At 58.9% G+C, this 21,748-nt stretch carries 20 protein-coding genes and 1 tRNA gene; 19 read left to right on the forward strand and 2 right to left on the reverse strand.

Annotation, left to right across the window (positions count from 1 at the left end):
- Positions 1-2: 2 nt before the first annotated feature.
- From hisB to VE23_RS18080, 15 genes are all read left to right on the forward strand, one after another.
- Positions 3-617, forward strand: coding sequence for an imidazoleglycerol-phosphate dehydratase HisB (gene hisB, locus VE23_RS18010; protein ID WP_048748376.1), 615 nt, complete (start codon positions 3-5; stop codon positions 615-617).
- Entirely contained in the window at positions 618-1,223 is a 606-nt protein-coding gene (gene hisH / locus VE23_RS18015) for an imidazole glycerol phosphate synthase subunit HisH (protein ID WP_021879919.1), read from the forward strand.
- Positions 1,224-1,460: 237 nt separating this feature from the next.
- Positions 1,461-2,192, forward strand: a complete 732-nt coding sequence (gene hisA, locus VE23_RS18020) for a 1-(5-phosphoribosyl)-5-[(5-phosphoribosylamino)methylideneamino]imidazole-4-carboxamide isomerase (RefSeq protein WP_049868715.1) — start codon at positions 1,461-1,463, stop codon at positions 2,190-2,192.
- Between the two features lie 36 nt (positions 2,193-2,228).
- Positions 2,229-2,987: an imidazole glycerol phosphate synthase subunit HisF gene (hisF, locus tag VE23_RS18025; RefSeq protein WP_048748374.1), complete on the forward strand. Its 759-nt coding sequence runs from the start codon at positions 2,229-2,231 to the stop codon at positions 2,985-2,987.
- The gene (gene hisIE / locus VE23_RS18030; RefSeq protein ID WP_048748373.1) at positions 2,984-3,688 is read left to right on the forward strand and encodes a bifunctional phosphoribosyl-AMP cyclohydrolase/phosphoribosyl-ATP diphosphatase HisIE; all 705 of its coding nucleotides are present in this window, start codon (positions 2,984-2,986) and stop codon (positions 3,686-3,688) included. Before hisF ends, hisIE begins: the two co-directional genes overlap by 4 nt.
- 1,059 nt (positions 3,689-4,747) lie before the next feature.
- A complete protein-coding gene (gene hisJ, locus VE23_RS18035; protein ID WP_049869790.1) occupies positions 4,748-5,554 on the forward strand; it encodes a histidinol-phosphatase HisJ in 807 nt (268 codons plus the stop codon).
- Between the two features lie 95 nt (positions 5,555-5,649).
- Entirely contained in the window at positions 5,650-6,600 is a 951-nt protein-coding gene (locus tag VE23_RS18040) for a ribose-phosphate diphosphokinase (RefSeq protein WP_048745346.1), read from the forward strand.
- A 209-nt stretch (positions 6,601-6,809) separates the two neighbouring features.
- Positions 6,810-8,543, forward strand: a complete 1,734-nt coding sequence (locus VE23_RS18045) for a tetratricopeptide repeat protein (protein WP_049868716.1) — start codon at positions 6,810-6,812, stop codon at positions 8,541-8,543.
- A gap of 124 nt (positions 8,544-8,667) precedes the next feature.
- Positions 8,668-9,615: a thioredoxin-disulfide reductase gene (gene trxB, locus VE23_RS18050; RefSeq protein WP_021880503.1), complete on the forward strand. Its 948-nt coding sequence runs from the start codon at positions 8,668-8,670 to the stop codon at positions 9,613-9,615.
- Between the two features lie 263 nt (positions 9,616-9,878).
- Positions 9,879-10,829, forward strand: coding sequence for an ROK family glucokinase (locus VE23_RS18055; protein WP_048745349.1), 951 nt, complete (start codon positions 9,879-9,881; stop codon positions 10,827-10,829).
- A gap of 73 nt (positions 10,830-10,902) precedes the next feature.
- Complete coding sequence (rapZ, locus tag VE23_RS18060) at positions 10,903-11,784, forward strand: RNase adapter RapZ (protein ID WP_048745350.1); 882 nt, start codon at positions 10,903-10,905, stop codon at positions 11,782-11,784.
- A 12-nt stretch (positions 11,785-11,796) separates the two neighbouring features.
- Positions 11,797-12,783: a gluconeogenesis factor YvcK family protein gene (locus tag VE23_RS18065; RefSeq protein ID WP_021880501.1), complete on the forward strand. Its 987-nt coding sequence runs from the start codon at positions 11,797-11,799 to the stop codon at positions 12,781-12,783.
- 4 nt (positions 12,784-12,787) lie between these two features.
- Positions 12,788-13,720, forward strand: a complete 933-nt coding sequence (gene whiA, locus VE23_RS18070; protein WP_021880500.1) for a DNA-binding protein WhiA — start codon at positions 12,788-12,790, stop codon at positions 13,718-13,720.
- Between the two features lie 135 nt (positions 13,721-13,855).
- Complete coding sequence (locus VE23_RS18075) at positions 13,856-14,125, forward strand: HPr family phosphocarrier protein (protein ID WP_048745351.1); 270 nt, start codon at positions 13,856-13,858, stop codon at positions 14,123-14,125.
- Positions 14,126-15,192: 1,067 nt separating this feature from the next.
- On the forward strand, positions 15,193-15,984 hold the full coding sequence (locus VE23_RS18080) for an SIMPL domain-containing protein (RefSeq protein ID WP_049868717.1): 792 nt from the start codon (positions 15,193-15,195) through the stop codon (positions 15,982-15,984).
- Positions 15,985-16,046: 62 nt separating this feature from the next.
- Here the strand turns inward: VE23_RS18080 and clpP are convergent, their stop codons facing one another.
- Complete coding sequence (gene clpP, locus VE23_RS18085; protein WP_174806401.1) at positions 16,047-16,628, reverse strand: ATP-dependent Clp endopeptidase proteolytic subunit ClpP; 582 nt, start codon at positions 16,626-16,628, stop codon at positions 16,047-16,049.
- A gap of 289 nt (positions 16,629-16,917) precedes the next feature.
- A tRNA-Arg gene (locus VE23_RS18090) sits at positions 16,918-16,992 on the reverse strand.
- A 230-nt stretch (positions 16,993-17,222) separates the two neighbouring features.
- Here VE23_RS18090 and VE23_RS18095 point away from each other — a divergent pair.
- The 4 genes from VE23_RS18095 to tpiA all read left to right on the forward strand — a co-directional run bounded on the left by VE23_RS18095 (position 17,223) and on the right by tpiA (position 21,748).
- Entirely contained in the window at positions 17,223-18,248 is a 1,026-nt protein-coding gene (locus tag VE23_RS18095) for a sugar-binding transcriptional regulator (protein ID WP_048745356.1), read from the forward strand.
- Between the two features lie 165 nt (positions 18,249-18,413).
- The gene (gene gap / locus VE23_RS18100) at positions 18,414-19,418 is read left to right on the forward strand and encodes a type I glyceraldehyde-3-phosphate dehydrogenase (protein WP_048745358.1); all 1,005 of its coding nucleotides are present in this window, start codon (positions 18,414-18,416) and stop codon (positions 19,416-19,418) included.
- A gap of 112 nt (positions 19,419-19,530) precedes the next feature.
- Entirely contained in the window at positions 19,531-20,712 is a 1,182-nt protein-coding gene (locus tag VE23_RS18105) for a phosphoglycerate kinase (RefSeq protein WP_021880449.1), read from the forward strand.
- A gap of 280 nt (positions 20,713-20,992) precedes the next feature.
- Entirely contained in the window at positions 20,993-21,748 is a 756-nt protein-coding gene (gene tpiA / locus VE23_RS18110) for a triose-phosphate isomerase (RefSeq protein ID WP_049868718.1), read from the forward strand.

A 21,748-nucleotide genomic window follows, 5' to 3' on the forward strand; every position in this document is an offset into this window, starting at 1 on the left:
TCATGGCACAAGAAGACAACAGGCAGCAAGAAGAACGCCGAGCCGAGGTGGCGCGCAAGACGAACGAAACCGACATCAAGCTCGCGTTCAGCGTGGATGGAAGCGGCCGTTCGGAGATCGAGACGGATGTTCCTTTCCTGAACCATATGCTGGATCTGTTCACGAAGCACGGGCAGTTCGATCTGAAGGTCGAAGCGCGCGGCGACGTCGATATCGACGACCATCACACGGTGGAGGATATCGGCATCTGCCTCGGACAGACGCTGCGGGAGGCGCTTGGCGACAAGCGGGGAATCAAGCGTTACGCAAGCGTGTTCGTCCCGATGGACGAAGCTCTTGCCCAGGTCGTCATCGATCTCAGCAACAGGCCGCATTTCGAGTATCGGGCGGAGTATCCTTCCCAGCAGGTGGGCAGCTTCTCTACGGAGCTCGTGCATGAATTCCTGTGGAAGCTGGCGCTTGAGGGCCGCTTCACTCTCCACGTCATCGTTCATTACGGCAAAAACACGCATCATATGATCGAAGCGGTGTTCAAAGCGCTTGGACGCGCCTTGGACGAGGCGACCTCCATCGACCCGCGCGTGCAGGGAGTGCCTTCGACGAAGGGCGTGCTGTAGATGATCGCGATCATCGATTACGGCCTCGGCAATCTGCACAGCGTCAGCAAAGCGGTGGAGCGGCTCGGATTCAAAGCCGTCGTGACCGCGGACAGGAACGAGATTCTTGAAGCGGATGCCGCCATCCTTCCCGGCGTCGGCGCTTTTGGGGATGCGATGGCCTATCTGCGGGAGACCGGCATGGACGATGCAACGCGGGCTTACGCGGCTTCGGGCAAGCCGCTGCTCGGCATCTGCCTCGGCATGCAGCTGCTGTTCGCCGAGGGCGAGGAGCATGGCAGCCATGAAGGGCTTGGCTTGCTGCCGGGCCGGGTCGTACGTTTCGAGGGAGACTACAAGATTCCTCATATGGGCTGGAACCGCTTGGATTTCCTGCGGCCAAGCCCGCTGACGGCAGGTCTGGAGGAGGGGCATGTCTATTTCGTCCATTCCTATCATGTCCATGTCGGAGAAGAAAGCCACCTGGTCGCGACGGCCGACTACTATCAGCCGGTTACGGCCATCGTAGAGCGCGGCAATGTATACGGCATGCAGTTTCACCCGGAAAAAAGCGGCGAGCTCGGCATGAGCCTGCTGCGCAATTTCCTCGGCCTGGCTCGCGGATAAGCCGCAAGCCGAAAATGAGGCAACCGGGCAGCCTTGAACAGAGCCGCTGTTCGAGTTTCCTGGGCTTGGCTCGCGGATAAGCCGCAATTCGGAAATGAGGCAACCGGGCAGCGCTTGATAGAGAAGCATTTTCGAACTTCGTCAGCCTGACTCTTGAACAAGCCGTCTGGCCGGAGTCATCATCCGTTTCGGCAAGCCTGCGGCTTGCCCATCTCATTTGTGGAGGAATCAACCTTTATGTCCAAGTTCACCATCTACCCGGCCATCGATATTCGCGGCGGCCGTGCCGTCCGTCTCGTCCAAGGCGACTACAGTCAGGAGACGGTCTACAACGACAGTCCCGTGAACGCTGCGCTGGAATGGCAGGCGCAAGGAGCGTCCTGGATCCATCTCGTCGATCTGGACGGAGCCAAGGCGGGACATCCCGTGAATGCGGAGCTGATCGGGCAGATCGCGGCCGCGGTCGACGTTCCGGTGCAGCTCGGCGGAGGCCTTCGCACGGAAGCCGATGTGGAGCGGCTGCTCGGGCTTGGAGTCGAGCGGATCATTCTCGGCACGGCGGCGATTGAAGACCGCGCTTTTGTGGAGAGAGTGCTTGCCCGGCACGGAGACCGGGTAGCGATCGGCATCGATGCCCGCGACGGACGGGTCGCGACGCGCGGATGGCTGGAGACGTCCGAGGTCCGGGCGGAGGAGCTGGCGCGGGAGCTGGCGGCGAAAGGCGCGGCGGCATTCATCTTCACGGATATTTCCCGCGATGGAATGATGGAAGGGCCGAACGTCGAGGCGATGAGTTCGCTGGCGGCGTATTCCGGAGCCGATGTCATTGCTTCGGGCGGAGTCAGCCGGATCGAGGATCTGCGCGCGCTGGCGGCCTACAAGGAGGAGGGCATCAGCGGAGCCATCGTTGGAAAAGCCCTGTATACCGGGGCGATAGCGCTATCCGATGCCGTCCGCGAGCTGAACTAGCCGCAGAGATCGATTTTCAGAAAAGAGGTAGCGCCTATGTTAGCCAAACGCATCATCCCATGCCTGGACGTGAAGGACGGACGCGTCGTCAAGGGCGTCAACTTCGTCAATCTCCGCGACGCGGGCGATCCGGTCGAGCTGGCGGCGCTTTATGACCGCGAAGGCGCCGACGAGCTCGTCTTTCTCGACATATCCGCCTCCGTCGAAGGCAGAGCGACGATGATCGAGGTCGTCCGGCGTACGGCTGGGGAAATTACAATTCCGTTCACAGTGGGCGGGGGGATTTCCCAGGTCGACGACATGAAGCGGATTCTCCGCGCGGGAGCGGACAAGATCGGCATCAACACGGCGGCGGTGCTCAATCCGCGGCTGATTTCCGACGGAGCGCGGCGCTTCGGCTCCCAGTGCATCGTCGTTGCGGTCGACGCCAAGTTCAATTCGGAGTGGGGAGAATGGGAAGTCTACACTCACGGCGGCCGCAAGGCTTCCGGCATTCGTGCGCTGGAATGGGTCAGGCAGGCCGAGTCCCTCGGTGCGGGGGAGCTTCTTTTGACCAGCATGGATGCCGACGGCACGAAGGACGGATTCGACATCGCGCTGACCCGTGCCGTCTCGGATGCGGCAGGCATTCCGGTCATCGCCTCCGGCGGCGCCGGGCGGACGGAGCATTTCGGCGAAGTGTTCCGCGAAGGACGCGCCGATGCGGGGCTTGCGGCGACGATCTTCCATTATAAGGAGCTGACGGTCGCGGCGGTCAAGGATGAGCTGCGCAGGGAAGGAGTCGAGGTCCGATGAGCGGCAAGGAAATTCCGCGCGGGACGGCGGATGCCGCCGATCTCAGCGCCATCAACTATGATGCGGCGGGGCTTGTTCCGGCTATCGTGCAGGACGCGGTATCCAAGGAAGTGCTGATGCTCGCCTACATGAACGAAGAGTCATTGCGCCTTTCGCTGGAAAGCGGCGAAACCTGGTTCTGGAGCCGCTCCCGCAGCGAGCTGTGGCATAAGGGCGCGACGAGCGGCCATACGCAGCGGATCCGCTCGCTTAGCTACGACTGCGACGGAGACACTCTGTTGGTTCTCGTGGATCAGAAGGGGCCGGCCTGCCATACGGGCAAATACAGCTGCTTCCACAATCCGCTTCCGGTAGCGGGCGCTGGAGGAGATTCCGTGCCTGCTGAGGGGAGCCGCTTCGACATGCTCGGCGAACTGGAGCGGACGATCTCGGAGCGGTATGCGGAGCGGCCCGAAGGAGCCTACACGTCCTACCTGTTCGAGAAGGGGCTGGACAAGATCCTCAAGAAGTTCGGCGAGGAGAGCATCGAGGTGGTCATCGCGGCCAAAAACGGCGACAATGCCGAGCTTGGCTCCGAGGCGGGCGACCTGCTCTTCCATTTGATGGTTCTGCTTCGCGAACGCGGGCTTCCGCTGGACTCTGTCATGGAAGTCCTTCGCGAGCGGCATGGCAAGCCGACGACGAACAAGATGAACCGTTGACATTCGGCCCGCTCGCTTTTTGCGATGCGGGCTGCTGTTGTAGCTGAAGGGCGGCTTCGCGGCTGACTAATGCTGGGAGAGCGTCGCTCCGCGGGCATGCCGTAGAAGATCGCTCCGCGGCTGACCAATGCTGGTAGAGCGTCGCTCCGCGGCCATGCCGTAGAAGATCGCTTCGCGGCTGACCAATGCTGGTAGAGCGTCGCTCCGCCGGCATACCGTAGAAGATCGCTTCGCGGCTGACCAATGCTGGGAGAGCGTCGCTCCGCCGGCATACCGTAGAAGATCGCTTCGCGGCTGACCATTCTTCCGATCGCTGTTGAAGTCGTATTCCTTTTAATGGGTTTAAAATTGGCTGGAATACTCCTTCAAAGGCGAACGCTGACGCTTCTACAGAACGGTCAATCCGCTGACGCTAAACTGCGGAAACCCGCAGGGTCCGCGTGCGCTCAACGCGCCGCGAAGCCGCTCCCCCGTGCGCTCAACGCGCCGCGAAGCCGCTCCCCCGTGCGCTCAACGCGCCGCGAAGCCGCTCCCGCGTGCGCTCAACGCGCCGCGAAGCCGCTCCGGCGTGCGCTCGCCACGCCGCGAAGCCGCTCCCGCATGCGCTCGCCGCGCCGCGAAGCCGCTCCCGCGTGCGCTCATCGCGCCGCGAAGCCGCTCCCGCGTGCGCTCAACGCGCCGCGAAGCCGAGCCCGCGTGCGCTCATCGCGCCGTGCAGCCGCTCCCGCGTGCGCTTATCGTTGCGCTTTATTTTCATGCACCTTGCCGCGGAAGCGGACTGACCGTTCTGAAGAAACGGAAGTGGTCGCCTTTGAAGACATATTCTTACCTATAAATACCTTTTAATGAATAGAATATGGCTTCAACAGCGATCGGAAGAATGGTCAGCCGCGCAGCGGTTCTTACGTGCATAGAAATTTCAGCCGCGAAGCGTACCGATTGTCATACCCGTCCGCGAAGCGTACCGATTGTCATACCCGTCCGCGAAGCGTACCACCCGCGAAGCGGCCCACACGCGCAAGCGAATTCCATCCAAGCGAAGGAGAAAACCCAATGAGCATCCGCATCGACTACCACACCCACCACGAGCGCTGCGGCCATGCCGTCGGCGGCCTGGAGGACTACGTCCGCCAGGCGATCGCGACCGGACTGCACCAGATCGGCCTGTCCGACCATATGCCGCTGCTGCACGTCAAGCCGCATGAGTATTATCCCGGAATGGCGATGGCGATGAACGAGCTTCCCCGCTACGTCGAAGAAGCGCTCGCGCTCAAGGAGAAATACAAAGGCGACATCGATATCCGGGTCGGAATGGAAGGCGATTATATCGAAGGCTGCGAGGAAAAAATAGCGGAGCTGATCGATGCCTATCCGTGGGATTACGTCATCGGCTCGGTCCATTTTCTCGGCACATGGGACATTACCGACTATCGGCAGACGGGCGGCTGGGAGATGCGCGACCCTATGGCCGTCTACGAGCGCTACTACGATGCGGTAGGCAAAGCCGCGCGAAGCGGCCTGTACGATTATATCGGGCATATCGACGTCATCAAGCGGTTCGGCTTCCGTCCGCAGGACGATGTGACCCGTCTGGAGGATGCGGCGCTGGAAGCGGTCCGGGAGGCCGATCTGGCGATCGAGCTGAACGCATCGGGACTGCGGATGCCTTGCGCGGAGATGTTCCCTGGACCCCGGATGCTGAAAAAAGCGTGCGAGCTCGGCATTCCGGTCACTCTCGGCTCCGACTGCCATCAGCCGGAGCGGCTGGAGCAATACTTGCCGGAAGCGCGCATGAGGCTGAAAGAAGCCGGTTACGGGCAGCTTGCCACGTTCCAGAGCCGAAAACGGTTACTTATCGATTTTTGAATTCTGCGGCATACCATGTATAATAGACGTGTCGAACATGCAGGGGTTTAGCAGGATGATGTCAAATTTTTGGTTGGAACGCTCAGGAGGGTATCATGTTTAGCGACAAGTTGCGAATTTTCTCGGGTTCGTCGAATCCGGAACTGGCGAAGAAGATCAGCGGGGAACTGGGACTGCCGCTCGGGGCGATCAAGCTGTCCAAGTTCAAGAGCGGAGAGATTTACTGCCACTACGAGGAGACGATCCGGAACTGCCACGTGTTCCTGGTGCAGTCGTTCTCGTATCCCATCAACGAGCATCTGGTGGAGCTTCTCGTCATGATCGATGCCGCCAAGCGCGCATCGGCCAAGACCGTCAACATCATCATGCCGTACTACGGCTATGCGCGCCAGGAGCGCAAGTCCGCGCCGCGCGAGCCGATTTCGGCCAAGATGCTGGCGGACATCCTGACTACCGTCGGAGCGACGCGCATCATCACCATCGATCTTCATGCTCCGGCTATCCAAGGCTTCTTCAATATTCCGGTAGACCATCTCACGGCTCTTGACCTTATCAGCGATTATCTCAAGAGCAAGAACATCAAGAATCCCGTCGTCGTATCTCCGGATGCAGGCCGGGCGTCTACCGCCGAGAAGCTGGCCAACTACCTGGACTCGCCATTCGCAATCATGATCAAAAAACGCCCGGCCCACAACGAGTCGGTCATCACCCACGTCATCGGGGACGTGGAAGGGCAGACGCCGATCATCATCGAGGATCTGATCGATACCGGCACGACGATCGTCAACGTCGTCGAGGGGCTCAAGGAGCGCGGGGCCGAGGACGTGTACGTCTGCGCGACGCACCCGCTCTTCTCCGGCAACGCCATCCAGAAGCTGGACCATCCTCTGATCAAGGAGGTCGTCGTGACGGATTCGATTACGCTTCCCGAGATCCGCTCCGACCGCTTCAAGGTTCTCTCCGTCGCGCCTATGCTCGCGGATGCGACCAAGATCATCATGCAGGGCGGCTCCATCAGCACCCTGTTCAAGAACGCCGGCATCTAGCCGCCTCGGAGGCGGACGGGCTCCCTTCCCAATCGGCGAGGGAGAGCCGGCATCATCAACGCGGAAGGCCGATCCCGGCCTTCCGCTTTTTTTCTCATGGGGAACGAGCGGTTCATTCCACATTTTCTACCGTGTAAGGAAGGAATGGTTATGGTATAATCGGATGCATTCGAGTTTTGGGAGATAGAAGAAGGAGGTGCCTTGACCGGGTGGAAGAGGAGAAAAGAACGGCTGCGGACCAGGCAGCAAAGATTATACCGATCCAGTGGGACGCAACGTTCTTCTTCGAGCGCGCCGTGCGCTCGATGGACCGCTATCACTACGACAAGGCGCTGAAGTATTTCCGCCGGGCCGTCGAGTACGAGCCGGAGAATCCCGTCAATCACTGCAATCTGGCCGGCATCCTGTCGGAGATGGGCAGCTACGAGGAATCGAACCGGATTCTGATCGAGATTCTGGAGTCCGTCGATTCGGGCATGACGGAATGTTACTTCTATCTGGCCAACAACTACGCCAATATGGAGCAGTACGACAAGGCGGAGCATGCGCTTGTCCGCTACCTGGAAGAAGACGCGGAAGGGCATTACCTGGAGGACGCCGAGGAAATGATGGAGCTGCTGCAGTACGAGCTGAAGCGTCCGACCCCGGTCGTCACGATCAAAGCCCGCGGCGGAGCCGCCGAGCATGACCAGGCCCGCGCTCTTCTGGAGGAAGGCAAGTTCGCCCAGGCCGCCAAGCTGCTGGAATCGATCGTTGCCGGCAATGCCGACTTTCTGGCCGCGCGCAACAATCTGGCGCTGGCTTACTATTATATGGGGCAATTCGAGAGGGCAATGGAAACGATTCTCGAAGTGCTCGAGCTGGAGGAAGGGAATCTCCACGCTCTCTGCAATCTGGCTATTTTCTATCAGCATGCCGGGGATGCGGAAAAGCTCGCGCCTTTGGCCGGCTTGCTGAGCCGTACGCTTCCTTTTCATCAGGAGCATGTGTTTAAATTGGCCACTACGATGGGTATTCTAGGGGAGCACGAGTGTGCGCTGCGCCACTTCAAGCGCCTGATCAAGGACGGTTCGGCGGAGAGCGACGGGTCCTTGTACCACTATGCCGCCGTCGCCGCGGTCCATGTCGGCCGCCCGGAGGAAGCCCGCCAGCTGTGGCGCCAGGCGCTGAAGCGGGACCCGCAGTCCGATGTCGCCCCTTACTATCTGGAGCAGCTTCAGCGGGGGGAGCTTGCCGGGGAGCCGATCGCGGCCAGCTACCACTACCACCTTCCGTTCGAGGAGCAGTTCCGGATGTGGGAGAAGCTGCCGGGCGGCATGCCGGACGGCATGAAGACGAATCCTCTCGTGCGGTCCTCCTTCTTCTGGGCGCTGCGCAACGGAGACCGCAAGACGAAGCTTCAGGTGATTCAGGCGCTCGCCTTGATCGCGGATCATGAGGTGAAGGAAGCCCTTCAGGCGCTCCTGCTCGAACCGGAGGAGGATGACGATCTCAAGCGGATGGCGCTGTTCGCTCTTCGTTCCATCGGCGTGGAGGATACCCTTCCCGCGGTGATGGGGGGAGAAGCCAGGCAGCTTGCCCCGGGCTCCGGGCCGTCCAGGCTGCCGGTATGGGAAGAGAAATGGCAGCTGGTGCTGGATGCGGCCTATGAGAAAATGGGCAAACAGTACGGCTTGATCCAGCAATATGAGCTGATGACGCTCTGGGTCGACTTCCTGACTCGCGTCTATCCCGATGTGCCGAAGCTGGGCAAGGCGGAAGGATGGTCTGCCGCGCTGGAATACTTGACGGCCAAGATGCACCGCCGCGCCATCTCCTACCAAGAAGTGGCCCAGCGCTACGGAACATCGGTCGCCACCGTCAGCAAGAACGCGAAGCGCATCGATGAAGTATGCGGCATCAAGGAAAAGGCCAAGAGCATCCGGGCGGTCTTCCTTCCTTGATGGAAGCTTCATCCAGCACCATGAACGTTTCATGAAGAAGCGGCGGCGTCTTTGACGGATTGCCCTGCCATGGATTAGAATAAGAATAATTATAATCAAGCAGGCAATTTAGGAGGTAACATCCATGTACAAGTCCATTATCATCGGTACCGGCCCGTCCGGTTTGACCGCTGCGATCTATCTGGCCCGCGCCAACCTCAGCCCTCTCGTCATCGAAGGACCGGAGCCGGGCGGCCAGCTGACGACGACGACGGAAGTCGAGAACTTCCCCGGATTCCCGGATGGCATCATGGGTCCTGAGCTCATGGCCAACATGCGCAAGCAGGCCGAGCGTTTCGGCGCTGAATTCCGTACGGGCTGGGTCAACAGCGTCGACCTGTCGGAGCGTCCGTTCAAGATCCAGGTGGAAGGCCAAGGCGAGCTTGTCGCCGAATCCCTGATCATCTCGACCGGCGCATCCGCGCGTTACCTCGGCATTCCCGGAGAGAAGGAGAACGTCGGACGCGGAGTCAGCACTTGCGCCACTTGCGACGGCTTCTTCTTCCGCGGCAAAAAGATCATCGTGGTCGGAGGCGGAGATTCCGCCATGGAGGAGGCCAACTTCCTCACCCGCTTTGCGACCAACGTCGACCTGGTCCACCGCCGCGACGAGATGCGCGCATCCAAAATCATGCAGGACCGCGCCCGCGACAACGAGAAGATCAGCTTCGCCCTCAACCGCACGCCGGTTGAAGTCGTTGCAGGCCCGCTCGGCGTGACCGGCCTGAAGGTCCGCAACAACGAGAGCGGCCAAGAGGAGATCCTCGAGACCAACGGCATCTTCGTCGCCATCGGCCACACGCCGAACACGAAGTTCCTGGGCGGCCAGATCGACACCGACGATCATGGCTACATCATGGTGAAGCCGGGAACGACGGAAACGAACGTCCCGGGCGTATTCGCTTGCGGCGACGTGCAGGACTTGAAGTACCGCCAGGCCATTACGGCCGCCGGCAGCGGCTGCATGGCAGCGCTGGACTGCGAGAAGTACCTGGAAGGCTCCATGGTGCATGACTGGAGCCAGACGCTGTAATCGAGCTTATCCCATAGGCTGCTATCCGGATCAATGCCAGTTGACCGGGTGGCGGCTTTTTTACCCTTTCCGGGGAGATTCGGTTCCGATAGGGAGAGTTGCAGGCTCGATTTCGCCGTTTTCCGGGATTTTCGCCGCCGAGCTTGGAACCGGAAGACGCCATGGCGGCGCGATTCGCCGGGCCGCGTTGTTACCTTGACCTGGACTATGGCTTGCCTTATAGTAACTTAAAGAAGTTAACTTATAATTGAGGTGGCTAACACATGTCAGAAACAATCTACGTTGGAGCGGATATCGGCGGCACCGCCATCAAAGTTGGAGTTTGCAGCGCGGTGGGCGATTTGCTCCGGACGTATGAGGGCCCGACGGAAGCTTCCCAGGGCGCAGAGCGCATCGTGGACAACATTGTGGCGTACGTGCGCCATGTCGTCGGCGAGGCGGGCTTTGCCTGGGAACAAGTAGGCGGAGTCGGCGTCGGGATCGCAGGTTTCCTGGACATCCCGAATGGCATCGTGAAGTTCTCCAACAATTTGAATATACGCAACGTGCCTCTCAAGCAGCTGCTTGAAGAGAAGCTGAACAAGACCGTCAAGGTCAACAACGACGCCAATGTCGCCGCTCTCGGCGAAGCTTGGGCCGGAGCGGGCCGCGGTATTCCGAACTGCGTCTGCTACACGCTCGGCACCGGCGTAGGGGGCGGAGTCATCATCAACGGCCGCATCTATGAAGGCTTCGGCGGCATGGCCGGAGAGCTCGGCCACATGTCGATCGTGCCCGATCTGGAAGCGATCCAGTGCACTTGCGGCAAAACCGGCTGCCTGGAGACGGTATCCTCCGCCACCGGCATCATCCGCATGGCCAAGGATGCCGTGGAGCGCGGCGACCGCACGTCGCTGTCTCTCGAGCCCAACATCATGGCCAAGGAAGTCATCGACGCCGCCAAAGCGGGCGACGAGGTGGCGGCCCGCATCGTGAACCGCGCCGCCTATTACCTGGGCCGGTCGATGGCGGCCACCGCTGTCACCCTGAATCCGCAGCGCTTCATCATCGGCGGAGGCGTCGCCAAGGCCGGCGATTTCCTGTTCGATCAGATCCGCGAAGTGTTCGCCAAATATACGCAGGACCAAGCCAAGGAAGGCGTGGAGATCGTCGCCGCTACACTGGGCAACGATGCAGGCGTCGTCGGCGCGGCCGGACTCATTCTCCGCTCCTAGCAGGCGAAGCCAACCGGGGGCCGGATTTGGATCGGCGGATTTATTCCGGCACCCCCCTAGGGAGGAACAGCATATGGAAACGAATACGCCCAAGCTGGTCATCATTACGGGCATGTCCGGCGCAGGCAAGACGATTGCAGTCCAGAGCCTCGAGGATCTCGGGTTCTTTTGCGTCGACAATCTGCCTCCGGTGCTCATTCCGAAGTTTGCCGAGCTGATCGACGGCTCCAACGGCAAAATCGCCAAAGTGGCGCTCGTCATCGATTTGCGCGGCCGCGAATTTTTCACGGCTTTGTCGGAGTCGCTCGATTATATCAAGAACCACTTTACCTTCCAGCACGAGATTCTGTTCCTGGACGCGACCGACGACGTTCTCGTACGCCGTTACAAGGAGAGCCGGCGCCGGCATCCGCTCGCTCCCAACGGCTTGCCGCTCGAAGGCATCCATCTGGAGAGGCAGCTGCTGGAGGAGCTCAAGAATTCGGCGACGCAGACGATCGACACGAGCAAGCTGAAGCCGGCCGAGCTCAAGGAGTCCATCATTTCGCGCTTCACGAATGCCAAGCAGGCGCCGTTTTCGGTGAATGTCACCTCATTCGGCTTCAAGTACGGCATTCCGATCGACGCCGATCTGATCTATGACGTCCGCTTCCTGCCGAATCCGCATTACGTCGAGCATCTGCGTCCGCGCACCGGACAGGAGCAGGATGTATATGATTATGTTATGAAGTGGCCGGATACCCAGATGTTTCTTACCAAGCTTCTCGACATGCTGCAATTTCTCATCCCCCTGTACCGCAAGGAGGGCAAGAGTCAGGTTGTCATCGGAATCGGCTGTACGGGCGGCAAGCACCGTTCCGTCGCCATTTCGGAATATCTCGGGCGCATGCTCGGCAGCAGCGAGACGGAATCGGTCCGGGTGAGCCATCGCGATGCCGGACGTGACCGTCCTTAAGGCGGGACTTATATGGCAAGCAGCAAATCCAAGGCTCCACTACCGAAAATCGTCGTCATCGGCGGCGGCACCGGCTTGTCCGTCATGCTCCGCGGCCTCAAGGAGAAGCCGCTCGACATCACGGCGATCGTTACCGTAGCCGATGACGGCGGCAGCTCCGGCGTCCTTCGCAGCGAGCTTCAAATTCCTCCACCGGGCGACATCCGCAACGTGCTCATGGCGTTGGCGGATGTCGAGCCGCTTTTATCGGAGATGCTTCAATACCGGTTCCCGAGCGGCACCGGACTTGCCGGCCACAGCCTGGGCAATCTCATGCTGGCGGCGATGACGGATATATCCGGCGACTTCGTGACCGGGGTCAGGGAGCTGAGCCGGGTGCTCGCCGTTCGCGGCACGGTGCTGCCGGCGTCGGATCAGGCGATCGTGCTCAAGGCCGAGCTGGAGGACGGAACGATCGTCGAGGGCGAGTCCAATATCCCGCTGGCCGGGCAGCCGATCAAGCGGGTGTTCATCGAGCCTCCCGACGTGGAGCCGCTCGAGGAAGCGTGCCAGGCGATCCAGGAGGCGGATGCGATTCTGATCGGACCCGGCAGCTTGTACACGAGCATTATTCCCAATCTGCTCGTGCCGAAGCTGGCGGAATGCATCGTTCAGTCGAATGCGATCAAGATTTTCATCTGCAATGTCATGACCCAGCCGGGCGAGACGGACGATTATGCGGTGAGCGATCATCTGGAAGCGGTGCACCGCCATATCGGCCACCAGCTGTTCGATTACGTCATCGTCAACGACGGCGAGATTCCTCCTCAGATCCAGGACCGCTATGCGGAAATGGGAGCGAAGGCTGTCCAGCTCGATCTGGACGAAGTCACGCGCCGGGGATACAAGGTCATCGCGGACCGCCTGGTGCTGTTCCGCACTTATTTGCGGCATGATGCCGTGCGGTTGAGCCATCATATCTATCAGCTTGTAGAGAGCTGGATGCAAAGAAAGGGGTGAAGAGATGAGCTTTGCGGCCCAGACCAAAAAAGAACTGACGCTCGTAGACAACCAGGACGCCTGCTGCGAACGGGCGGAGCTGTCCGCTCTGATCCGGATGAACGGATCGGTGCACTTGGCCAGCCGCAAGGTCATCCTCGACATCTCGACGGAGAATGCGGCCATCGCGCGCCGGATCTACAGCCTGATCAAGAAGATATTCGACGTCCATACCGAGCTGCTTGTCCGAAAGAAGATGAGGCTGAAGAAGAACAATGTCTACATTGTCCGGATTCCGGCCAAGGTCCAGGAAATTCTCAAGGATCTGAACATCGTTTCCGAAGGATTCATGTTCAATCAGGGCATAGATAAGGATATGATCAAACGTCCTTGCTGCAAGCGCGCTTACCTGCGCGGCGCTTTCCTGGCCGGCGGCTCCGTCAACAACCCCGAAGGCTCCTCCTATCATTTGGAGATTTCCTGCATGTACGAGGAGCATTGCGGGGCACTGGTGGCGCTGGCCAACAAATTCGGGCTGAACGCCCGGTGCATCGAGCGCAAGAAAGGATTCATCTTCTACATCAAGGAAGGCGAGAAGATCATCGAGCTGCTGAACATCATCGGCGCTCATCAGGCTTTGTTCAAATTCGAGGATGTCCGCATCATGCGCGACATGAGGAACTCCGTCAACCGCATCGTCAACTGCGAGACGGCCAACCTCAACAAGACGATCGGAGCTGCCGTGCGCCAGATCGACAATATCCGTCTGCTGCAGAAGGAGATGGGACTGGAGAACCTGCCCGAGAAGCTTCGAGAGGTGGCGGAAATCCGTCTTCTGCATCCCGACATGAACCTCAAGGAAGTCGGCGAGATGCTGAAGGGCTCGGTCAGCAAGTCCGGCGTGAACCACAGGCTTCGCAAAATCGACGAGCTGGCCGAAAAATTGCGTGGAAGCTGAACTTTTAACTTACACGGGCCGATGGTATAATGGTAGCAATCGTGGCCAGATTTCCTCATACCTGAAACGGATGATGTTACCGAGCGCGTGAAGCGCCGTTGCAGCAGTGAAAATGAACTAGGGGGTATAGATTTCATGACCAGACAACCCGTTGTCGTTAGACTCAAGACGGGTCTTCACGCAAGACCGGCTGCACTCTTCGTGCAGGAAGCGAACAAGTTCTCTTCCGAGATTTTCGTGGAAAAGGACGAGAAGAAAGTAAACGCCAAGTCCATCATGGGCATCATGAGCCTTGCGATCAGCTCCGGCACGGAAGTTTACGTCAGTGCCGAGGGTTCGGATGCAGAGCAGGCTGTAAACGCTTTAGTCTCCCTGGTGAGCAAGGAAGAGCTCGAGAACCAATAAATCAGCCTCCGGGCGCTGCATGCGCAGCCTCGGACGCGCTTCACGAAAGCTCCCGCAGGGGGCTTTTTTTGATTTGCTTGAAACCAGCGGCGCGGATGCCTATGGCGCAAAGGCCTGCAAAGGTCGACTGCCAAGGCCTCCAGCCAAGAAATTGCCTCGAGCAAGTGCCCCCAGCAAGTGCCTCGAGCAAATGCCCCAGCAAGTGTCTCCTGCAAATGCCTCCAGCAAGTGCCGACTGCAAATGCCGACTGCAAGTGGCGACTGCAAGTGGCGAGTGCAAGTGGCGAGTGCAAAATGCCGACTACAAGTGCCGACTGCAAATGCCGACTGCAATTGGCGACTGCAAATGCCTCCAGCAAATGCATCTCCCGGCACAAATTGAGCTTTTATCTCCTATGGCATGGTGAAGTGGGATAACAGGCCCTTCATGCTCCTGATGCTTCGATTTGACCCGGTGGTAATGGCTTTAGAGACAATTGCACGGATTATCGGACATAGGATCCGCTATTGGACTCGATTTTGTCATTAAAATAAATTTAAAGGACATAGGATCCGTTATTTGCCTGAAAAAGAGTAAAATGATCGCGGTTGAGCCCGAATAACGGATCGTATGTCCGATAATCATCGAAATGGGCTTAAATCATCTAAATAACGGATCTTATGTCCGATAAGGATCGAAACATGTTGGCGCCATAGGGTTGGGATCGTATGTCCGCTATAAATTGAAGCATGCTGGAAAGCCATTGGGTTGGTAACGTATGTTCGATAAGGATTGAAACAAGCTGGAAAGTCATTAGGTTGGTATCATATGTCCGATATGGATCGAAACAGTTGGAGCCATAGGTATGACCGCTGCTATAAATTGAAGCATGCTGGAAGTCATTGGTTTGGAATCGTATTTCCGACCAAGCATCGAAGACTGACAGGGGCCATTAGATTTGCCCGCATGTCCTCCAATCCCCTATCCAGGTCTCAAAGTCAACAATATCGTCAATCCTTGATGGTAAATGCAACCTTTTGCATGTGCATGCCGTTTCAAGAGGACAACACCTAAGGAGGCGCTGGGAATGGACAAACGAAATGCGGCTGGCGGGCTGATGCATAAGAGCAAGGTGCTGCTTCTAGCGGCGGGAATCACAGCAGGATCGTTGATGGCGTGGAATGCTTTTGGCGGTCAGCCGCTCAACAAGCCGGCTTTTGCCGCGGGAACGGAGAATGCCGTGATGAATACAGTCGCCGTAACGGGTACTGGCAAGGTTTCGGTCGCGCCGGATATCGCCTATGTATCGGCTGGCGTATCGGTAACGGCCAAGACGGCCAAGGAAGCGCAGGCCGGAGCGGCCAAGAAGTACGATGCCGTGCGCAAGGCGCTGACAGGAACCTTCGGAGTCGCGGAAAAGGATTTGAAGACGACGAACTACTCCGTGCAGCCGCAATACCGCTATACGGATAAAGAAGGCCAAGTGCTGACCGGATACACAGCGGTGCAGGACATCCAGATTTCCTACCGCAACATAGATAAGACCGGCGATCTCGTCGACGGTCTGGCAGCAGCCGGCGCCAATCGGATCAACAACATTTCCTTCGGCACGGAAAAAGGAGACGCCTACACGCAGCAGGCGCTGCAGAAGGCGGTCGAGGCCGCCAAGGTCAAAGCGATGACGCTGGCCCAGGCTTCGGGCCGCACGCTCGGCGAGGTCGTCTCGATCTCGGAGAACGGCGCCCAGGTCGTGCAGCCGGTCATCGAGAGAGCGCAGATGAAGATGGCGGCAGCGTCGGACTCCTCGGCCAATACGGTCGTGGATGCAGGCGAGGTCGACGTCACCTCCGACATCACCGTATTGTTCTCCCTCAAATAGAAAAAGAAAGCAGCCCCCGGCAAATCCGGGGGCTGCTTTTCTTTTCGTCCATTCAGCCGACCTTACAGCTTCTCGATGACTTTGTCGACGAGGCCGTAAGCCGTCGCTTCTTCCGCGCTCATGAAGTTGTCGCGGTCGGTATCCTTCTCGATGCGCTCCAGCGGCTGGCCGGTACGCTCGGACAGGATGGCGTTCAGCTTGTCGCGCATCTTGAGGATGCGGCGGGCACGGATCTCGATGTCGCTCGCCTGGCCTTCGGCTCCGCCGAGCGGCTGATGAATCATGACCTCGCTGTTCGGCAGCGCGTAACGCTTGCCCTTGGCGCCTGCTGTCAGCAGGAACGCTCCCATGGAAGCCGCCATGCCGACGCAGATCGTGGAGACATCCGGCTTGATGAACTGCATCGTGTCGTAGATCGCCATGCCGGCCGTAATGGAGCCGCCGGGGCTGTTGATATAAAGCGAGATGTCCTTCTCCGGATCGTCCGCTGCAAGGAACAGCATTTGGGCGATGATGGAGTTGGCCACCACATCGTTGACGCCGGTGCCGAGGAAGATGATGCGGTCCTTGAGCAGCCGGGAATAAATATCATAGGCGCGCTCACCGCGGTTGCTTTGCTCGATGACCATAGGCACAAAATTCATGTCCAAGTGCGAGTCCCTCCTTATAACCTTCATAAATAGTGGATATGCGGGGTGCTGCTTTCTCATTTTAATGGATTGCGATTTTAAAGTCAAATTTGGTCAAAGAGGTCGGGACAGCCTTCAATAGCCCATTTTAACCGGCTTCCTTATTCTCTAAACCTGAGCTTCCGCTTCCGGCAGCCGGAGCGGCGAGGCGGCTTCCCGATCCTAAGTCCGATCTCCTCCGGATGCAAAAAAAGGACCGGCACGAATGCCGGTCCTTCTATGTAATGAAGCCATTGGTGTAAATTGGCGCGCCCGCTAGGAATCGAACCTAGATCTCAGGCTCCGGAGGCCTACGTCATATCCATTGGACCACGGGCGCTTGTAAAAACGTAACGTCTAAGATTGTATAACAGCTGGCAGGAAAAAGCAACACTAAAGGTTTCCGTAAAAAGAAATCCGAAAATTGGGTGTCGGCAACCGTTTTCATCGGGTATTCCTCACTTGCGGGGGTTATCTAAAAGAGGTAAAATAATGGTGTGGGACGTAAAATGAATGGCCGGGACGAAAAATGTCCCATGACAGCCATGCACGAGTGGAGTGGGGGCGCTCATGCGCAGCATTATTGATTTGCAGCGTCAGCTCGTTCCGGATCTCGTCGATACGCTCCGCCGCCGTTATGCGATTCTGCATCAGGTCATGCTCTCGGACATGATCGGCCGCCGGACGCTCGCCGCCTCCCTGTCGATGACGGAGAGAGTTCTGAGAGCCGAGACCGACTTCCTCAAGGAGCAGGGCTTGCTGGAGATCAAATCCTCCGGCATGTCCATCAGCCCGGCCGGCCGCCGGCTGCTGGAGGAGATGGAGCCCGAGCTCGGAGGGCTGCTCGGGCTCAGCGACCTGGAGGAGAAGCTCAAGCAGCGGTTCGGCTTGCAGAAGGTCATCATCGTGCCCGGCGATTCCGAGAAGTCGGACAGCGCCAAGCGGGAGCTTGGCCGCGCCGGAGCCGCGGCGCTCCTGCAGGTGCTGGGCGAGCGGGATGTCGTGGCGGTTACCGGAGGAACGACGCTTGCGGGCGTCGCCTCGCAGCTCGCCTCGAGCTCGCCGCGCCGGAGCAACCTGTTCGTGCCGGCGCGAGGCGGGCTCGGAGAGAGCCTGGAATACCAGGCGAGCACAATCGTCTCGACGATGGCCAAGCGGACGGGAGCGCAGTACCGGATGCTTCACGTCCCGGACCATCTCAGCGAAGAGGCCTACACGAGCCTCATGCAGGAGCCCGGAGTGAAGGAGATCGTCGAGGTCATCCGCAGCGCACGCATCGTCATCCACGGCATCGGAGACGCCATGGTGATGGCCCGGCGCAGACGGATCGACAGCGGACTGGTCGACTCCCTCAAGGCGGACGGCGCGCTTGCCGAAGCCTGGGGCTACTACTTCGACCGCAGCGGCAACGTCGTGCACAAGATGCAGACCGCCGGCATCCGCCTGGAGGACATCATGACGACCGAGGTCGTCATCGGGGTGGCCGGCGGCCGCTCCAAGGCGGAGGCCATCTCCGCGGTGCTGAGATTCGGCCACGAGGACATCCTCGTCACCGACGAGGCCGCCGCCCTCGAAATCGCGGCGCTGACGGAATAAGAGCCATGCCGCAAGGCGATAATGGTTCTTGTCCTTCCAGGCGCCGCGGGAACAGACTTGTTTTCATGGCAATCCGCGGGCTCTGCGCCTGCCAGGGGCAGGGCATGCGAATTGCTTTGAGATAGATGCATCATCAAACTTCATTTAACAGGAGGAATATCAACCATGGTTAAAGTTGGTATTAACGGATTTGGCCGTATCGGACGCAACGTCTTCCGCGCAGCACTGAACAACAGCGAGGTTCAAATCGTCGCTGTGAACGACCTGACGGACACGAAAACGCTGGCCCACCTGCTGAAATATGACACCACCCACGGCGTCCTGGACGCTACGGTAGAAGCTAAAGAAGGCGCGCTTGTCGTCAACGGCCGCGAGATCAAAGTCTTTGCCGAGCGCAACCCGGAAAACCTGCCTTGGGGCTCCGTAGGCGCAGAAATCGTCGTTGAATCGACGGGCATCTTCACGGCTAAAGAAAAAGCCGAGCTTCACCTGAAAGGCGGAGCGAAAAAAGTCATCATCTCCGCTCCGGCTACGAACGAAGACATCACGATCGTCATGGGCGTAAACGAAGATCAATACGACGCTTCGGCTCACACGGTCATCTCCAACGCTTCTTGTACGACGAACTGCCTGGCTCCTTTCGCCAAAGTTCTGAACGACAAGTTCGGCATCGTAAAAGGCATGATGACGACGATCCACTCCTACACGAACGACCAATCCGTACTGGACGTTCCTCACAAGGACCTGCGCCGCGCGCGCGCTGCCGCAGAAAACATCATTCCTTCCTCCACGGGCGCTGCCAAAGCCGTCTCCCTCGTTCTGCCTGAGCTCAAAGGCAAGCTGAACGGCATGGCTATGCGCGTTCCTACGAAAAACGTTTCCGTAACGGATCTCGTAGCCGAAGTGAAATCGAATGTAACGGTTGAAGAAGTGAACGCTGCCCTTAAGGAAGCTTCCGAAGGCTCCATGAAAGGCATCCTGTTCTACTCCGAAGAGCCGCTCGTATCGAGCGACTATAACGGCAATGCCGCTTCCTCCACGATCGACGCCCTGTCGACGATGGTTGTCGAAGGCAACATGGTCAAAGTCATCTCCTGGTACGACAACGAGTGGGGCTACTCCAACCGTGTCGTCGACCTGGCTGCTTACATCGCTTCCAAAGGCCTGTAAGAAGCTTCTAATCGCATAGACGATTCCACAGCTAAAGAGGAGAGACGATTGATCGTTCTCCTCTTTAGCAATGTTTTATCCATAGAAATCACTACCGGGAGGGCGAGCAGCTGTGAACAAGAAGAGCGTTCGTGATGTGGAAGTAGCGGGCAAGCGCGTATTCGTACGCGTCGATTTCAACGTGCCGATGGAAAATGGATCGATTACCGATGACACCCGGATCCGGGAAACGCTGCCTACGATCCAGTACCTGATCGAGAAGGGCGCGCGCGTCATTCTGGCCGCGCACTTCGGCCGTCCTGGCGGCGAAGTGAAGGAAGAGCTGCGCCTGACTCCGGTCGCTGCGCGCCTGGCCGAGCTGATCGGCAAGCCGGTCGCCAAAGCCGACGATACCGCCGGTCCCGATGCGCAGGCCAAAGCCGCCGCGCTGCAGGACGGCGACGTGCTGCTGCTCGAAAACACCCGCTTCAACCCCGGCGAGGAGAAGAACGATCCGGAATTCGCGAAGCAGCTTGCTTCGCTGGCCGACCTGTTCGTGAATGACGCCTTCGGCGCCGCTCACCGCGCCCATGCTTCCACGGAAGGCATCGCCCACCTGCTTCCGGCCGTATCCGGCCTTCTGATGGAGAAGGAGCTGGACGTGCTGGGCAAGGCGCTGAACAATCCGGAGCGTCCGTTCACGGCTATCGTCGGCGGTTCCAAGGTCAAGGACAAAATCGACGTCATCAACAAGATGATCGAGATCGCCGACAACATCCTCATCGGCGGCGGCCTGTCCTACACGTTCTTCAAGGCTCAAGGCCATGAAATCGGACAATCCCTCGTGGACAACTCCAAGCTTGACCTTGCTCTCGAATTCATCGAGAAAGCCAAGAAGCTCGGCAAAAACTTCCTGATTCCGGTCGATATCGTCGTATCCGACGACTTCAGCAAGGACGCCAACACGAAGATCGTCGACGTGGACGGCATTCCTGCCGACTGGGAAGGCATCGACATCGGGCCGAAAACCCGCGAGCTGTATGCCAAAGTCATCAAGGAATCCAAGCTGGTCGTCTGGAACGGCCCGATGGGCGTATTCGAGATCGAGCCGTTCTCGCACGGCACCCGCGCCGTTGCGCAAGCTTGCGCCGAGACGGAAGGCTACACGGTCATCGGCGGCGGCGATTCCGCTGCGGCAGCCGAGAAATTCCATCTGGCCGACAAGATGGACCATATCTCCACGGGCGGCGGCGCTTCCCTGGAGTTCATGGAAGGCAAGGTTCTTCCGGGCGTAGTCGCCCTTAACGATAAGTAACATCTCTTTCTCCCGAGCGGAGCGAGGGGAAAAAGGCTGGCGAAATCCGGCAGGCGAAGCAGGCAGAATGGCCATGGAGAAGCTTGTCCCGCAACTTCACGTCGACGTCATTCGACGATTATGGAAGCGGGATAAGCGGTCGCATTTGAAGACGGAATTCTCCCCTTTAGACGGGTGGATGAAAAAGAATTCCGGCTTGAGCAGCGATCGGAACGGTCTTCTGCATGTGCAGCCTCGTTTCCGGATGCGCAGCCCAGTTTTCAGGAGAGGAATGATATCCATGGCAAGAACTCCAATCATCGCAGGCAACTGGAAAATGTTCAAAACGGTATCCGAGGCCGTATCCTTCTTCAGCGAAGTGAAGGGCGGAGCCGAGGTTGACGGCGTCGAGAGCGTCATCTGCGCTCCGTACACGACGCTGCCGGCCCTCGTCGAGGCGGCCAAAGGAACGAAAATCGCCATCGGCGCGCAAAACCTTCATTTTGAAGACAACGGCGCGTTCACCGGCGAAATCTCCGGTCTCATGCTGGCCGATCTCGGCGTGAAATACGTCATTGTCGGCCACTCCGAGCGCCGCGCGTACTTCGGCGAGACGGACGAGATCGTGAACAAGAAAGTCGCGGCCGCGTTCAAGCACGGCCTGACCCCGATCGTCTGCGTCGGCGAAAAGCTCGAAGAGCGCGAAGCCGGCGACACGAAAAACGTCTGCAAAGTGCAGACGCAAGGCGCGTTCCAAGGCCTGTCCGCCGAGCAGGCTGCCGAAGTCGTCATCGCCTACGAGCCGATCTGGGCGATCGGCACCGGCAAATCCTCCACGGCTGAAGACGCCGAGGATGTCATCGCCTACATCCGTGAAGTCGTTGCCGGACTGTACGACCAAGCGACGGCGGACGCGGTACGCATCCAGTACGGCGGCAGCGTGAAGCCGGCCAACGTGAAGGAATACATGGGCCAGGCGAACATCGACGGCGCCCTCGTGGGCGGCGCAAGTCTGGAACCGACTTCCTACATCGCTCTGGTCGAGGGGGCGAAGTAA

Origin of the sequence: Paenibacillus sp. D9 (assembly GCF_001188365.1) — a bacterium.
Taxonomy (GTDB): domain Bacteria; phylum Bacillota; class Bacilli; order Paenibacillales; family Paenibacillaceae; genus Paenibacillus_O; species Paenibacillus_O humicus.